This window comes from Corynebacterium sp. NPDC060344 (genome assembly GCF_042725215.1).
Taxonomy (GTDB): domain Bacteria; phylum Actinomycetota; class Actinomycetes; order Mycobacteriales; family Mycobacteriaceae; genus Corynebacterium.
In genome coordinates, this window is sequence record NZ_JBHXCS010000001.1 from 1 (window position 1) to 13916 (window position 13916).

Consider the following 13916-nt stretch of genomic DNA (forward strand, 5'->3'; position numbering starts at 1 on the left):
GAGCCGACGGTGTCGGTGGCGAAGGCGACGTCCGCACCGAGCAGCTCACCGAGCCGGGTCGCGGCCGGGGCGAGCGAGAAGGCCGGGTCCGGGGCGCCCTTGGGACGGCCCAGGTGGGAGGCCACGACCACGCGGGCGCCGGCCTCGGCGAGCTTCGCGATGGTGGGCTGGACAGCGCGGATGCGGCCGTCGTCGGTGATGGCGCCGCCCGCGAGCGGCACGTTGAGGTCGGCGCGGACGAAGACCCGCTTGCCGGAGACACCTTCGGCGAGAAGTTCGTCGATCGTCTTCATATGTGTTTCTACTCCTTTTCCCATGGGCTTGCGGCCCCTGCGGGGGGGGGCGAGAGGGACGAGGCAGACAACAGGGCCCGTGCGGCGCTTCGTCGCGCAGCCCGGACCCTGTTGCTCACATTGTGGTGCCTTGCCCTACGTGCTTAGAGCTGACCGCCGACGTAGACGGAGAGGTCGACGAGGCGGCAGGAGTAGCCCCACTCGTTGTCGTACCAGGAGACGACCTTGACCTGGTCGCCGATGACCTTGGTCAGCGGCGCGTCGAAGATGGAGGAACGCGGGTCACCCTCGATGTCCTTGGACACGATCGGGTCCTCGTTGTAGCCGAGGACGCCGGCCAGCGCCTCCGACTCGGAGGCCTTCTTGATGGCGGCGTTGACGGACTCGACCGTGACCGGCTTCTTCGCGGTGAAGGTCAGGTCGGTGACGGAGCCGGTCGGGGTGGGCACGCGCAGGGCGTAGCCGTCCAGCAGGCCCTTGAGCTGCGGCAGGACCAGGGCGACGGCCTTGGCGGCGCCGGTGGAGGTCGGGACGATGTTCAGGGCGGCGGCGCGGGCGCGGCGCAGGTCCTTGTGCGGGGCGTCGTGCAGGCGCTGGTCGCCGGTGTAGGCGTGGATGGTGGTCATGAGGCCACGCTCGATGCCGAACTCGTCGTCCAGGACCTTGGCCATCGGGGCCAGGCAGTTGGTGGTGCACGACGCGTTGGAGATGATGTTGTGCTTCTCCGGGTCGTAGTCCGTGTGGTTGACGCCGACGACGAACGTCGCGTCCTCGTTCTTCGCCGGAGCGGAGATGATGACCTTCTTCGCGCCACCCTCGATGTGGGCCTTGGCGGCCTCGGCATCGGTGAAGAAGCCGGTGGACTCGACGACGATGTCGACGTCGTTCTCGCCCCACGGCAGGTTCTTCGGGTCGCGCTCGGCCCACGCGATGATGCGCTTGCCGTCGACGGTGATGGACTCGTCGTCGTAGGTCACCTCGGCGTCGAGCTTGCCCATGATCGAGTCGTACTTCAGCAGGTGGGCCAGCGTCTTGTTGTCGGTCAGGTCATTGACCGCCACGATCTCCAGATCGGCGCCCTGCGCGACCGCGGCGCGGAAGAAGTTGCGTCCGATGCGACCGAAGCCGTTGATGCCTACACGAACCGTCACGATGATCTCCTCCAAAGGAATCGGCTAAAAAGTGCCATTCGGCCCGTGGACCGGGCCAACTGGTTCATCTCCGAATTGTACGTGGGGTTGCGGCGTTGCGCAGTGGAGGAATGCCCGAATTCTAGTGAGACACCTCACCAACGGGCATGTCGTGCCGAAAATATGCCCGTTTGGGCGTGATCCGGTTCATCCGGACGGTCGTGCCGGCCGCTACTCGTCGTCGAAAAGCTCGTCGGTGACCACCGACGACGTATCCGGCATGCCGGTCTCCGCGGCGCGGCGGTCCGCCATCGACAGCAGGCGCCGGATGCGCCCGGCGACTGCGTCCTTGGTCATCGGCGGATTGGCCAGCTGGCCGAGCTCCTCCAGCGACGCCTGGCGGTGCGCGACGCGCAGCTCGCCGGCGGTGATCAGGTGCTCGGGGACCTCGTCGCCGAGGATCGCCAGCGCGCGCTCGACCCGGGCGGCGGCCACGACGGCGGCGCGGGCGGAACGGCGCAGATTGGCGTCGTCGAAGTTGGCCAGGCGGTTGGCCGTGGCGCGGACCTCGCGGCGCATGCGCTGCTCCTCCCACTCCAGGCGGGTGGTCTGGGCGCCCATGCGGGTCAGCAGCGCGCCGATGGCCTCGCCATCGCGGATGACCACGCGGTCTCCCCCGCGGGTCTCCTTGCTCTTGGCGGCGATGCCCAGCCTCCGGGCACAGCCGACCAGCGCCAGGGCGGCCTCCGGGCACGGGCACGTGACCTCCAGCGCCGACGATCGGCCGGGCTCGGTGAGGGAACCGTGCGCGAGGAACGCACCGCGCCATGCCGCTTCGGCGTCGAGGACCGTGCCGCCGATGACCTTCGGCGGCAGGCCCCGGACGGGACGCCCGGAACGGTCGACCAGGCCCGTGCGCCGGGCCAGATCTTCGCCGCCCTCGGCAACGCGGACGATGTAGCGGGCCGACTTGCGCAGCCCACCCGGGCTGAGCACCTGCAGCTCCGGCTCATGGCCGAACACCGAATCGATCATCCCCCGCAGGCGCCGGGCCACGGCACCGGAATCCAGCTCCGCTTCGATGACGATGCGCCCCGCCACCAGATGCAGGCCACCGGCGAACCGCAGCATCGCGGCGACCTCCGCCGACTGCGCGCTCTCCTGGCCGACCGGCACGCGCGCCAGCTCATCCTTCACCTTGGGCGTCAACGCCATGTGGTCGATCTCCTCACTCCGCGGCGACCCGTTCGCCGTGCAGGGCAGTGTAGCCGCCCGGCTCAGCGGGCCAGCAACTCCCCCAGCGCGGCCGCCACCTTCCGGGGATCGTGCCGCTCGGTCCATCCGCCATCGTCGTCAAGCTCGCGCACGTCGGCGTAGACCACGTCGGCCGACAGGGTCGCCGCCGCCCGCTCCAGGTACCCGCGCTCGGAAGAACCGCCCATCGTCGACTCGTCGACGAGGATGGTGTCCAGCTTCAGGTCCGGCGCGTGCTGGGCCAGCATGTGCACGTGGCGCTCCGAGGAGAACCCCGCGGTCTCCCCCGGCTCGGAGGAAAGGTTGAGCACGACGACGCGGTGCGCCTTAGTCTCGCGCAGCGCCTGCACCAGCTGCGGGACCTGCAGATGCGGCAGCACCGACGTGAACCACGAGCCCGGGCCGAGGGTGACCATGTCCGCGGACATGATCGCCTCCACCGCATCCGGCGTCGCCGGCGGCTGCTCCGGGATGAGGCGGATGCGCCGCACCTGCCCCGGCGTGGTGGCCACCGCGACTTGGCCGCGCACCGGGCGCACCACGCGGGCATCGTCCTCCAGCCCGACGACCTCCGCCTCGATGTCCAGCGGGCGCGGCGACATCGGCAGCACCCGGCCGCAGATGCCCAGCAGCGAACCGACCTCGTCGAGAGCCTCGACCTCGCTGCCCAGCACGCTGGTCAGGCCCGCGATGATCAAATTGCCCACGGCATGTCCGGCCAGCGCGCCGGTGCCCCCGAACCGGTGCTGCAGGACCTCCTCCCACAGCGTGCCGCGCTCGTCCTCGGCCGACAGCGCCGCCAGCGCCATGCGCAGATCGCCGGGCGGGATCTGGCCCAGCTCGCGGCGCAGGCGGCCGGACGAGCCGCCGTCGTCGGCGACGGTGACCACGGCGGTGACGTCATCGGCGATGCGCCGCACCGCGCGCAGCGTCGCGAACAGGCCATGGCCTCCGCCGAGGCTCGTGATGGCGGTCATGGGAAAGACTCCTTGTGTCGATTCGGGTGCCGGGGGCGTCGAGAGGGCCGCGCGCCCCGGTCAGTCCCGCTCGATGTCGCGGTGGACGACGCTGACGTCGATGCCGTTGAACTCGCCGAGCCGGCGCCCCAGGGCCTCCGACATGGCCACGCTGCGGTGGTGGCCGCCGGTGCAGCCGATGGCGATGGTCATGTGGTTCTTCCCCTCGCGGCGGTAGCCCGGGAGGATGACGGAGACGAGCTGTTCGACGGTGTCCAGCCAGCGCGGGGCATCGTCCTGCCCCAGCACGTACTCGGAGACGTCGCGGTCGGTGCCGCGGCCCGCGCGCAGGCCCGGCACCCAATACGGGTTGGGCAGGAACCGCACGTCGAGGAGCAGATCCGCATCGCGCGGCGCGCCGTGCTTGAAACCGAAGGACTGGATGGTCACCCGCTGCCCGCGCGACGAGGGGTCCGAGAAATGGACCTCCAGTGCGCGGCGCAGGTCGTGGACGGACATCTTCGACGTGTCCAGCACCAGATCCGACATCGCCTTGATCCCGGACAGCATCTGCCGCTCGCGCTGGATGCCGTGCGTCAGCGTCCCCGACTCCTGCAGGGGGTGCGTGCGGCGGACGGAATCGTAGCGGGCGATGAGCGTGTCGTCGTCGGCGTCGAGGAAGATGACCATCGGCCGGCGGCCGGTCTCGTGCAGGCGATCGAGGACGTCGCCCAGCGAGCCGGCGAAGGCCCGCGACCGCACGTCGGTGACGATGGCCAGGCGCTCCACCGGCGAGTCCGCCTCGAAGGACAGCTCGACCATGCGCATGATCAACTCGGGCGGCAGATTGTCCGCGACGTACCAGCCCATTTCCTCGAGCACGGCGGCGGCGGTGTTGCGGCCCGACCCGGACATTCCCGTGATCAGGACCAGTGACGTGTCGGGTTCCGCCGCACCGGCGTTGGCGTTGGTCATGCGTCCCAGCCTACGTGCGATCGGCGTGCAGCGCCGCGTGCACGGATTCGGCCAAAGAGGGCCCGAATCCGGGCACTTCGCGGATCTCGTCGACGGTGGCCCGTTTGAGTTTGGCCACCGACCCGAAGTGCTTGACCAGCTCCGAGCGCCGCTGCGGCCCGAGCCCCTTGATCCCGTCGAGCGCCGACGACCGCATGCGCTTGGACCGCTGCTGCCGGTGGTAGCCGATGGCGAAGCGGTGGGCCTCGTCGCGGATGCGCTGCATCAGGTACATGGACTCGGAGTTGCGCGGCAGGATGACGGGTTCGTCGTCGCCGGGCACCCAGATCTCCTCCAGGCGCTTGGCCAGCCCGACGAGCGTGACGTCGGTGACGCCGAGCTCGTCGAGGACCTCCTGGGCCGCCGCGACCTGCGGGGCGCCGCCGTCGACGATGAACAGCTGCGGCGGGTAGGCGAACTTGCGGCCGCTCACCGACTCCTCCACCACGCTTTCCGACGTCCCGGCGCCCTCCCCCGCGGCCTCCTCCTCGAACATGACGGAGTCGTCCTCGGGCACGGCGAGCTTGTCTTCGGCGTGGCGGCGGAACCGTCGGCGGACGACCTCGGCGATGGAGGCGACGTCGTCGGAATGCCCGTCGCCGGCGGCGTCCTTGATCCGGTAGCGGCGGTAGTCGACCTTGCGGGGCAGGCCGTCCTCGAAGACCACCAGCGACGCCACGACGTCGGTGCCCTGGATGTGGGAGATGTCGGTGCACTCGATGCGCAGCGGCGCCTCGTCCATGAACAGCGCGTCGCGGATGCCCTCCAGCGCCTGCGAACGGGCGGTGAGGTCTCCGCTGCGCTTGAGCTTGTGCTGCGCCAGCGCCTCGACGGCATTGCGGTGGACGGTTTCCAGCAGGGCCTTCTTGTCGCCGCGCTGGGGCACGCGGACGTCGACGGCGGTGCCGCGGATGCCCTGGAGGAATCCGGCGACCTCGCCGGCGTCGTCCGGGTCGGTCTGCACGAGGATTTCGCGCGGCACGGCCTCGGCGGCGCCGCTGGAATCGTCGCCGTCGACTTTCGCGTGTTCGGCGGCGTCGCCGTAGAACTGCGTCAAGAACGTCGACAGCAGCTTCGGCAGCGCCGGGTCCGGCTCGCCGTCGGGCAGCGGGCCTGTCTCGGAGTCGCCGGACTTCTCCACGACCCAGCCGCGCTGGCCGTGGATGCGGCCGCGGCGGACGTGGAAGATCTGCACGGCGGCCTCGAGCTCGTCGGAGGCGAAGGCGATGAAGTCGGCGTCGGTGGCGTCGCCGAGCACCACCGCCTGCTTCTCCATGACCTTCTCCACCGCGGCGAGGTCGTCGCGGATCTTCGCGGCCTTTTCGAAGTCGAGGTCCTCGGCCGCCGCGCCCATGTCCCGGCGCAACTGCGCGGTCAGCGGGCCGGTGTGGCCGGCCATGAAGGAGACGAAGCCGTCGACGATTTCCCGGTGCTCGGCGGCGGACACGCGGCCGACGCAGGGGGCCGAGCATTTGTCGATGTACCCAAGCAGGCACGGCCGCCCCAGCTGCTGATGGCGGTTGAACACGCCCTTCGAGCACGTGCGCGCCGGGAACACGCGGATGAGCAGGTCCAGGGTCTCCCGGATCGCCCAGGCATGGGAATAGGGCCCGAAGTAGCGCACGCCTTTGCGGCGCGGCCCCCGGTAGAGGAACAGGCGCGGGTACATCTCGCCGACGCTGACCGCGAGCATGGGATAGCTCTTGTCGTCGCGGTACATGACGTTGAACCGCGGATCGTAGCGCTTGATCCACGTGTACTCGAGCTGCAGCGCCTCGACCTCGGTGCGCACCACCGTCCAGATGACCTTCGAGGCGGACTGCACCATCTGGCGCGTGCGCGGGTGCAGGTTGGCGACGTCCTGGAAATAGTTGGACAGCCGCGCCCGGAGGTTCTTGGCCTTGCCGACGTAGAGGACGCGACCGCCATCGTCGAGGAAACGGTAAACGCCCGGCTCGACCGGGATGGTGCCGGGTGCCGGGCGGTACGTGGAGGGATCCGCCATCAGTCTTCCGGCATGTAGCGGTCCTCGAGTTCGCGGAAGCGGCGCACGGCCTCGACGACGGCGGCGCCGTCGCGGGACTGCAGCGCCCACATGGGCACGAACTCGAATTCGGGCAGCTCCAGGCGGGCCCAGCGGGCATCGGCCGGAAAGCTCAGGCCGTGGACGACGTCCCACGGGTAGAACCGGGCGCCGAGGAAGTTGCGCACCTCCACGCCGCGGGCGCCGGCGCGGACGCGCGGGCGCAGCATCAGCAGGCACGCCGCCGAAATGACGACGCCGAGAATGGGGAACGCCAGCACGTCGATGGACGTGACCTGCGCGCCGGTGTCGCCGACGTCGACGACGAAGCCCATGAACAGGTGGACCGCCATGACCACCGCCACCGCGCCCCAGGCCCAGAGCTTCATGGTCTTCGACGTCACCACCAGCTCCCAGCGGGAATCGGTGCGGTCGGCCGTCTTGTTGTCGCTCACGCGGATCACTCCTCGCCCAGGGCGCGCAGCAGCGCCGCGGTGTGCAGCGCGGCGATGGTGGCCTCGCGGCCCTTGTCCTCGACCGAGCCCTCCGCGCCCGAGCGGGCGACGGCCTGCTCGTGGGTGTCGCAGGTGAGCACGCCATTGCCGATCGGCGTGCGCTGGTCCAGCGCGATGCGCGTCAGGCCGTCGGTCACCGAGTCGCAGACGTAGTCGAAGTGGGGGGTCCCGCCGCGGATGACGCAGCCCAGGGCGACGACGGCGTCGTGGTCGTCGGCAAGCGCCTGGACGACCACCGGAAGCTCGAGGGCCCCGACCACCGTGTAGTCGCGGACCATGGCGCCGGCCTCCTCCGCCGCCGCGATGGCGTTGGCGCGGAGCACGCCGGTGATGTCGGCGTTCCAGTGCGCGGTGACGATGGCGACGCTCATCCCCTCCGCGTCGGGCATCTCGATGTCGGGCAGTCCGGCTCCGCTCACTTCTTCTCCTTCGGATCGGCGTCGCCACCAATGTAGTCGGACAGCCACGGGAGGTCATGCCCCATCCGCTGCTGCTTGGTGGTCAGGTAGCGCACGTTGTCGGCGTTGACCTCCACGGGCACCGGGACGCGGCGGCTCATCTCCAGGCCATAGCCGCCCAGGCCCGCGCGCTTGGTCGGGTTGTTGGTCAGCAGCGCCATCGAGCGCACGCCGAGGTCGCGCAGGATCTGCGCGCCAGTGCCGTACTCGCGGGCGTCGGCGGGCAGCCCCAGCTGGAGGTTGGCGTCGACGGTGTCCACGCCCTCGTCCTGGAGGTGGTAGGCCTCCAGCTTGTGCATGAGGCCGATGCCCCGGCCCTCGTGGCCGCGCATGTACAGCACCACGCCGCGGCCGGCGGCCTGCACGATCTCCATGGACTTGTGCAGCTGCTGGCCGCAATCGCAGCGCCGGGAACCGAAGACGTCGCCGGTCAGGCACTCGGAATGGACGCGGACCAGGACGTCCGACCCATCGTCGGCGGCCGGGTCGCCGACGACGAGGGCGACGTGCTCGACGCCGTCGACGAGGCTGCGGTAGCCCACGGCGCGGAACTCGCCGAAGTCGGTGGGCATGCGGGTCTCCACCACGCGCTCGACCAAGTGCTCGTGGCGGCGCCGGTACTCGATGAGCTGCTCGATAGAAATGAGCGCCAGGTCATGCTCGTCGCAGAAGCGCCGCAGCTCCGGGGTGCGGGCCATGCCCGTCGGGTCCTCTTCCGAGACGACCTCGCACAGCACGCCGGCGGGCCGCAGCCCGGCCAGTCGGGCCAGGTCGACGGCGGCCTCGGTGTGGCCGGCGCGGGTGAGCACGCCGCCCTGCATCGCGCGCAGCGGCACGACGTGGCCGGGGCGCGTGAACTCGGCGGACGTCGAATTCGCCGCCGCCAAGCGCTGAATGGTGTAGGCGCGGTCGGACGCGGAAATGCCCGTCGAGCCGGTCGCCGCGTCGACGGTGACCGTGTACGCGGTGCCGCGGACGTCTTCGTTGCGCGCGACCATTGGCGGAAGACCCAGGCGATCGCAGTCGGCGCCGGTCAGCGGCGCGCAGATGTACCCCGAGGAGTACCGCACGGTGAAGGCCACCAGCTCCGGCGTCGCCAGTTCGGCGGCGAAGATGATGTCGCCCTCATTCTCGCGGTCTTCATCGTCGACGACCACCACGGCCTTGCCGGCGGCGATGTCGGCGATGGCCCGTTCCACGCTGTCGAGTTCAATCACGCCCATGAGCTTATCGGGGCAGCAATTTCTCGATGTACTTGGCCACCACGTCCGCTTCGAGATTCACCGCCGACCCTTCCGCGAGGGAGCCCATGATGGTCTCCGCCAGGGTGGTCGGGATGAGGCTGACCTCGAACCAATGCGCCCCGGGCTCCCCGCCCACGGCGGACACCGTCAGGGACGTGCCGTCCACGGCGATGGAACCCTTCTCCACCACGTAGCGGTCCAATTCGTCGGGAAGCGAAATGCGCACGACCTCCCAATGCTCGCCGGGCGTGCGCGAAACGATCGCGCCCGTGCCGTCGACGTGGCCCTGCATGATGTGTCCGCCCAGGCGGGCTCCTGCGGCGAGAGCGCGCTCGAGGTTGACGGGAGATCCCTCGTCGAGACCACCGAGACTCGTGCGGTCCAGCGACTCCTGCATGACGTCGGCGGTGAAGCCCTTCTCGTCGAACTCCGCGACCGTCAAGCACACGCCATTGACGGCGATCGAATCGCCCAGCTTCGCATCTTCGACGGCGGTGCCGCAGCCGATGGTGAGGCGGATGGCGTCGCCCTGATCCACGATCGCGGCGACCGTGCCTACTTCCTCGACGATTCCGGTGAACACTTCTGCTGGTTCCTTTCGTTCGTGCGCCCGCTGCGGGGCCTAGGACTTGCGGACGGATTTGATCAGCACGTCGCCGCCGAGCATCTCGACGCCGATCGTGCGGAAGCGGACGACGTCGTCGACCGTGGTGGCCGCGCCCGTGTCCACGACCGCGGTGCCCGCGCCGAGCAGCCCCGGCGCGACGTAGGACTCGACGGCGTCGACCAGGCCGGCCTCGAGGAACGCCCCGGCCAGCCGCGGGCCGCCCTCGACGAGGACGTCGATGAGCCCCAGGTCGGCGAGGACGTCGACGACCGTCGCCATGTCCCGGGTCTGTATGTGCCGGAACATCTCCGACGACGCGATCGCGGGATCGACCCGCTCGCCCGGCAGGAAACCGCCGCGGATCGCCGCGTCCTCCGGCACCTCCTTGCGCCCGACGGCCACCCGCATCGGCTGATTCGGGTACGGGGCTCCGTCCGGGGCCCGCGCGGTCAGCCGCGGATCGTCGGCGAGCACGGTGCCGGTGCCGACGATGACGGCATCGCGGCGCGACCGGTCGACGTGGACCCGGGCGCGCGCGGCCTCGCCGGTGATCCACTGCGACGAGCCGTCGGTCGCCGCGGCCAGGCCGTCGATCGTGCCGGCGGTCTTCAGGGTGATGTGGGGCCGGCGCGTGGCCTGCCAGTGCAGCCACGGGCGCAGGACGCCGTCGGCGGCGTCGGCGCGCAGGGTGCCGCGCACGACCTCCACTCCCCTCGCGTCGAGCCAGTCCGCGCCACCTGCGGCGACGGGGTTGGGGTCGTCCACGGCGTAGACGACCGTGGCCACCCCGGCGTCGAGCAGGGCCCCGGTGCACGGTCCCGTGCGGCCGTGATGGTGGCAGGGCTCGAGCGTGACGACGGCCGTGCCTCCCCGTGCCCGTCCGCCTGCGGCCTCCAGTGCCTGGGCTTCGGCGTGGGGCCCGCCCACCGGGTCGGTGGCGGCCACCGCGACGGGCACGCCGGCGGAGTCGAGGATGACGCAGCCGACGGGCGGGTTCGGCGAGGTCGTGCCGCGCACCCTTTCCGAAGCGGCGATGGCGGTGCGCATCGCCTGGTCCGGCGACAGCGCCGTGGCGGCGACGAGATCGGTGTAGAGCGGCATGGCGGCCTCGGCTTTCGTGGTTGGCGTACCCCGGCCGGGCGATCCGGCGGGGCGTACCGGCTGGCTGCCCGGCCACCGTGGGCGGCCGGGCCCGCCGGTCAGCTGTCTTCGTTGCGCAACTGGCCCTCCACGGCCAGGGCGCGGAGTTCGTTGACGGCGTCGTTGGGCACGTCCGCGCCGTAGACGGCCGATCCGGCGACGAAGGCGTCGCAGCCGGCTTCGGCGGCGTCGGCGATGGTGGAGCCGGAGATGCCGCCGTCGATCTCGATGACGGTGCCCAGCCCGCGCAGGTCGATCTGGTTGCGCAGGATGCGGACCTTCTCCAGCTGCTCCGGCATGAAGGACTGGCCGCCGAAGCCCGGCTCGACGCTCATGACCAGAACCAGGTCGAACTCGTGGAGGTGCTCCAGCCACGGCTCGATCGGGGTGCCGGGCCGCACCGAGATGCCGGCGTGGACCCCGGCGTCGCGCAGCTTGCGGGCAAGGGCGATCGGGTCGGCCGAGGCCTCCACATGGAAGGTGACGCCGGCGGCCCCGGCCTCGACGTAGCCGTCGACCCACTTCTCCGGCTCCTCGATCATCAGGTGCACGTCGAGGGGCTTGTCGGTGACCGCGGCCACCGCGGCCATGACGGGCACGCCGAAGGAGAGGTTGGGCACGAAATGGCCGTCCATGACGTCGATGTGGATCCAGTCGGCGTCGGGGACGGCCTCGATTTCGCGGTCGAGTCGGGCGAAATCTGCGGACAGGATCGAGGGCGCGATGATCGGGGTGCTCATGCCCGAGAGCCTACCGCGCCCCCGGTGCGGGCTACGCCGGCTTTCGCAGCACGGCGAAGAACATCGCGTCGGTGCCGTGGCGGTGCGGCCACATCTGCACCGACGGGCCCTCCCCGACGTCGCCCATCGGCGCGACGAGTTCGCGGGCGTCGAGTTCTTCCAGCCCCAGCTGCCGCACGGCGCGGTCGACGGCGCCGCGGGTCTCGCGCAGGTGCGGCGAGCACGTCGAGTAGACGATGACGCCGCCGGGGCGCACGAGCTTCGCGGCCGATTCCAGCAGCTCCCCCTGCAGCTTGTTCAGGGCGGGCAGGTCGTCGGTGGACTTGCGCCAGCGCGCTTCGGGGCGCCGGCGCAACGAGCCGAGGCCGGAGCACGGCGCATCGACGAGGATGCGGTCGTAGCCGGGCTCCAGGCCCGGGTCACGGCCGTCGGCGACATGGACTTTCACCGGCAGGCCCTGGACGGAGTTTTCCACCAGGCCGGCGCGCTTCTGCACGGGTTCGACGGCGTCGACGGTCGCACCGTCGATCTTCGCGATGCCGCCCAGGAACGCCGCCTTGCCGCCGGGGCCGGCGCACAGGTCGAGCCAACGCCCGCCGTCGTCGCCCTCGAGCGGGGCCATGGTCACGGCGCGGGCGATGAGCTGCGAGCCCTCGTCCTGCACTGCGGCCAGCCGCTCCTTGACGGGTCCCAGGTCGCCGGGGTCGCCGGAGTCGAGCCGCACGCAGTACGGGGACCAGGGCCCTTCCTCGCCGCCGGTGATCAGGGCCAGCTCCTCGGCCGACATCTCGCCCGGCTTTGCGACGAGATGCACGATCGGCCGGGCATCGTCCGCCGCCAGGGCCTCGGCGAGTTCGCCCGCACGGGCGCCGAGTGCCTGGGCGAACGCGTCGGCGATCCAGCGCGGGTGACCGTGCTTGAGCGCGAGGTGGCCCACGGGATCGCGCGTGGCGTCGGGCGCCACGCGGGCGACCCAGGCGGCCTCGTCATGGTCGGCGACGCTGCGCAGGATGGCGTTGACGAAGCCCTTCGCCCCCACCTTGCCCGCGCCGATGACCGCGCGCACCGACGTGTCCACCGCGGCGTGGGCGCCGACGCGGGTGCGCAGCAGCTGGTACGCGCCCAGGCGCAGGACGTCGAGGACCTCGGGGTCGACCTGGTCGAGCGGGCGGGTCGATGCGTCGGCGAGCACGGCGTCGAGCAGCCCTTCGGCGCGCAGCGTGCCGTAGGTCAGCTCGGTGGCGAAGGCGGCGTCGCGCCCGGTGAGGTTCCGGGCGCGAAGCTGCTGGGGCAGGATCAGGTTGGCGTAGGCGCCGTCGGCGCGCACGGCGCCGAGCACGTCGAGCGCGACCTGGCGCGGCGCGTCGATGGCGCTGGCCTTGCGGCCGCCGTGCCCGCCCTGGCCATCCCGTCCTCCCCGGCCGTTCTGATTGCCGTAGCCGCCCTGACCGCCCCGACCACCCTGGCCCCGGCGCTGGCCGGAGGCGTTGCGGCGGCGGGTGTTCTTGGAGCGGGCGGGCTGATTGCCGCCGCGGTTCGGGCCGCCGCCCCTGTTGTCGCGCTGCTCGCCCATCTAGACCATCGTCCCCTCGTCCGGCCGGGCGCCGCGCGCCCAGTCCACTGCGTTCATCATGCGCTTGCCCGGGGGCTGCACGTCGCCCAGGACCACCGCGGTGCCGCCGCCGGCGCCGACGAGCACCCGCTTCTTCTCCACGCGGATGCGGCCCACGCCCAGGTCACCGTCGGCAAGTGATCCGTCGCCGGCGTCCACGTCTGTCAAGGGCGCCACGGGCGTCACCGGCCCGACCTTGATGCGGTCGTCGCCGAGCATCGTCCACGCACCGGGCGCCGGCGTATGGGCGCGGATGCGGCGGTCGATGAGATGGCCCGGCATCGTCCAGTCGATGCGGGCATCGTCCGACGTGATCTTCGACGCGTGGCTCACGCCGTCCTCCGGCTGCGCGACGGGGCGCAGGCGGCCGGCCTCGAGGCCGTCCATCGTCGCGGACAGCAGACCGGCGCCGGACTCCGCCAACCGCGTGAGCAGGTCATCGGCGGTGTCGGTGGGCTTGATCGTCTCCATGACGGTGCCGAATACCGGGCCGGTGTCCAGGCCCTCCTCGATGAGGAACGTCGACGCACCGGTGATCTCGTCGCCGGCTGCGATCGCGGCCTGCACGGGCGCCGCCCCGCGCCACGCGGGCAGCACCGAGAAGTGCAGGTTCACCCAGCCGTGAGCGGGCAGGTCCAGCAGATCCTTCGGCACGAGGTTGCCGTACGCCACCACGGGAATGCAGTCGGGCGACAATTCGGCCAGGCGTGCCCGCGCGGCGTCGTCGGCAAGCGAAACCGGCTCGATGACCTCGATGCCGTGCTCGACCGCCACCTGCTTGACCGGCGACGGCTTGAGCGAGCGCCCGCGGCCCACGCGGGCATCGGGGCGCGTGAGCACCGCGACGACCTCATGGCCGGGATGCTCGAGAAGCGCGCGCAGGGCGGGTACGGCGGGTTCCGGGGTGCCGGCGAAAATCAGTCGCATCGG

The 13916-nt window shown here is 71.2% G+C and carries 14 protein-coding genes; all 14 read right to left on the bottom strand.

Annotated elements, in window-relative coordinates; translation table 11 throughout:
- A partial coding sequence (gene pgk / locus ACFWGD_RS00005; RefSeq protein ID WP_377776480.1) for a phosphoglycerate kinase occupies positions 1-293 on the bottom strand: 293 nt, incomplete at its 3' end.
- Positions 294-436: 143 nt separating this feature from the next.
- The gene (gene gap / locus ACFWGD_RS00010; RefSeq protein WP_377776481.1) at positions 437-1444 is read right to left on the bottom strand and encodes a type I glyceraldehyde-3-phosphate dehydrogenase; all 1008 of its coding nucleotides are present in this window, start codon (positions 1442-1444) and stop codon (positions 437-439) included.
- Positions 1445-1654: 210 nt separating this feature from the next.
- Positions 1655-2638, bottom strand: a complete 984-nt coding sequence (whiA, locus tag ACFWGD_RS00015; RefSeq protein WP_377776482.1) for a DNA-binding protein WhiA — start codon at positions 2636-2638, stop codon at positions 1655-1657.
- 62 nt (positions 2639-2700) lie between these two features.
- Positions 2701-3654, bottom strand: a complete 954-nt coding sequence (gene yvcK, locus ACFWGD_RS00020) for a uridine diphosphate-N-acetylglucosamine-binding protein YvcK (protein ID WP_377776483.1) — start codon at positions 3652-3654, stop codon at positions 2701-2703.
- 60 nt (positions 3655-3714) lie between these two features.
- A complete protein-coding gene (gene rapZ, locus ACFWGD_RS00025) occupies positions 3715-4608 on the bottom strand; it encodes an RNase adapter RapZ (protein ID WP_377776484.1) in 894 nt (297 codons plus the stop codon).
- A gap of 10 nt (positions 4609-4618) precedes the next feature.
- Positions 4619-6652: an excinuclease ABC subunit UvrC gene (uvrC, locus tag ACFWGD_RS00030; RefSeq protein ID WP_377776485.1), complete on the bottom strand. Its 2034-nt coding sequence runs from the start codon at positions 6650-6652 to the stop codon at positions 4619-4621.
- Positions 6652-7125 (bottom strand): PH domain-containing protein, encoded by a 474-nt coding sequence (locus ACFWGD_RS00035; protein ID WP_377776486.1) that lies wholly within the window; start codon positions 7123-7125, stop codon positions 6652-6654. Before ACFWGD_RS00035 ends, uvrC begins: the two co-directional genes overlap by 1 nt.
- A gap of 5 nt (positions 7126-7130) precedes the next feature.
- Entirely contained in the window at positions 7131-7604 is a 474-nt protein-coding gene (gene ribH, locus ACFWGD_RS00040; RefSeq protein WP_377776487.1) for a 6,7-dimethyl-8-ribityllumazine synthase, read from the bottom strand.
- Positions 7601-8860 carry a bifunctional 3,4-dihydroxy-2-butanone-4-phosphate synthase/GTP cyclohydrolase II gene (locus ACFWGD_RS00045; RefSeq protein ID WP_377776488.1) on the bottom strand — a complete coding sequence of 420 codons (1260 nt, stop codon included), beginning with the start codon at positions 8858-8860 and terminating at the stop codon, positions 7601-7603. Before ACFWGD_RS00045 ends, ribH begins: the two co-directional genes overlap by 4 nt.
- 10 nt (positions 8861-8870) lie before the next feature.
- Entirely contained in the window at positions 8871-9470 is a 600-nt protein-coding gene (locus ACFWGD_RS00050) for a riboflavin synthase (RefSeq protein WP_377776489.1), read from the bottom strand.
- Positions 9471-9509: 39 nt separating this feature from the next.
- Positions 9510-10595: a bifunctional diaminohydroxyphosphoribosylaminopyrimidine deaminase/5-amino-6-(5-phosphoribosylamino)uracil reductase RibD gene (ribD, locus tag ACFWGD_RS00055; protein WP_377776490.1), complete on the bottom strand. Its 1086-nt coding sequence runs from the start codon at positions 10593-10595 to the stop codon at positions 9510-9512.
- A 98-nt stretch (positions 10596-10693) separates the two neighbouring features.
- The gene (gene rpe, locus ACFWGD_RS00060) at positions 10694-11374 is read right to left on the bottom strand and encodes a ribulose-phosphate 3-epimerase (protein ID WP_377776491.1); all 681 of its coding nucleotides are present in this window, start codon (positions 11372-11374) and stop codon (positions 10694-10696) included.
- Between the two features lie 31 nt (positions 11375-11405).
- Entirely contained in the window at positions 11406-12947 is a 1542-nt protein-coding gene (locus ACFWGD_RS00065; RefSeq protein ID WP_377776492.1) for an RsmB/NOP family class I SAM-dependent RNA methyltransferase, read from the bottom strand.
- Positions 12948-13913 carry a methionyl-tRNA formyltransferase gene (gene fmt / locus ACFWGD_RS00070; RefSeq protein ID WP_377776493.1) on the bottom strand — a complete coding sequence of 322 codons (966 nt, stop codon included), beginning with the start codon at positions 13911-13913 and terminating at the stop codon, positions 12948-12950.
- Between the last annotated feature and the right edge of the window lie 3 nt (positions 13914-13916).

Excerpts from the sequence above, each read along its gene's own strand:
- whiA (WP_377776482.1), bottom strand. The coding sequence starts at position 2,638 with ATGGCGTTGACGCCCAAGGTGAAGGATGAGCTGGCGCGCGTGCCGGTC.
- yvcK (WP_377776483.1), bottom strand. The coding sequence starts at position 3,654 with ATGACCGCCATCACGAGCCTCGGCGGAGGCCATGGCCTGTTCGCGACG.
- rapZ (WP_377776484.1), bottom strand. The coding sequence starts at position 4,608 with ATGACCAACGCCAACGCCGGTGCGGCGGAACCCGACACGTCACTGGTC.
- uvrC (WP_377776485.1), bottom strand. The coding sequence starts at position 6,652 with ATGGCGGATCCCTCCACGTACCGCCCGGCACCCGGCACCATCCCGGTC.
- ribD (WP_377776490.1), bottom strand. The coding sequence starts at position 10,595 with ATGCCGCTCTACACCGATCTCGTCGCCGCCACGGCGCTGTCGCCGGAC.
- rpe (WP_377776491.1), bottom strand. The coding sequence starts at position 11,374 with ATGAGCACCCCGATCATCGCGCCCTCGATCCTGTCCGCAGATTTCGCC.
- ACFWGD_RS00065 (WP_377776492.1), bottom strand. The coding sequence starts at position 12,947 with ATGGGCGAGCAGCGCGACAACAGGGGCGGCGGCCCGAACCGCGGCGGC.
- fmt (WP_377776493.1), bottom strand. The coding sequence starts at position 13,913 with ATGCGACTGATTTTCGCCGGCACCCCGGAACCCGCCGTACCCGCCCTG.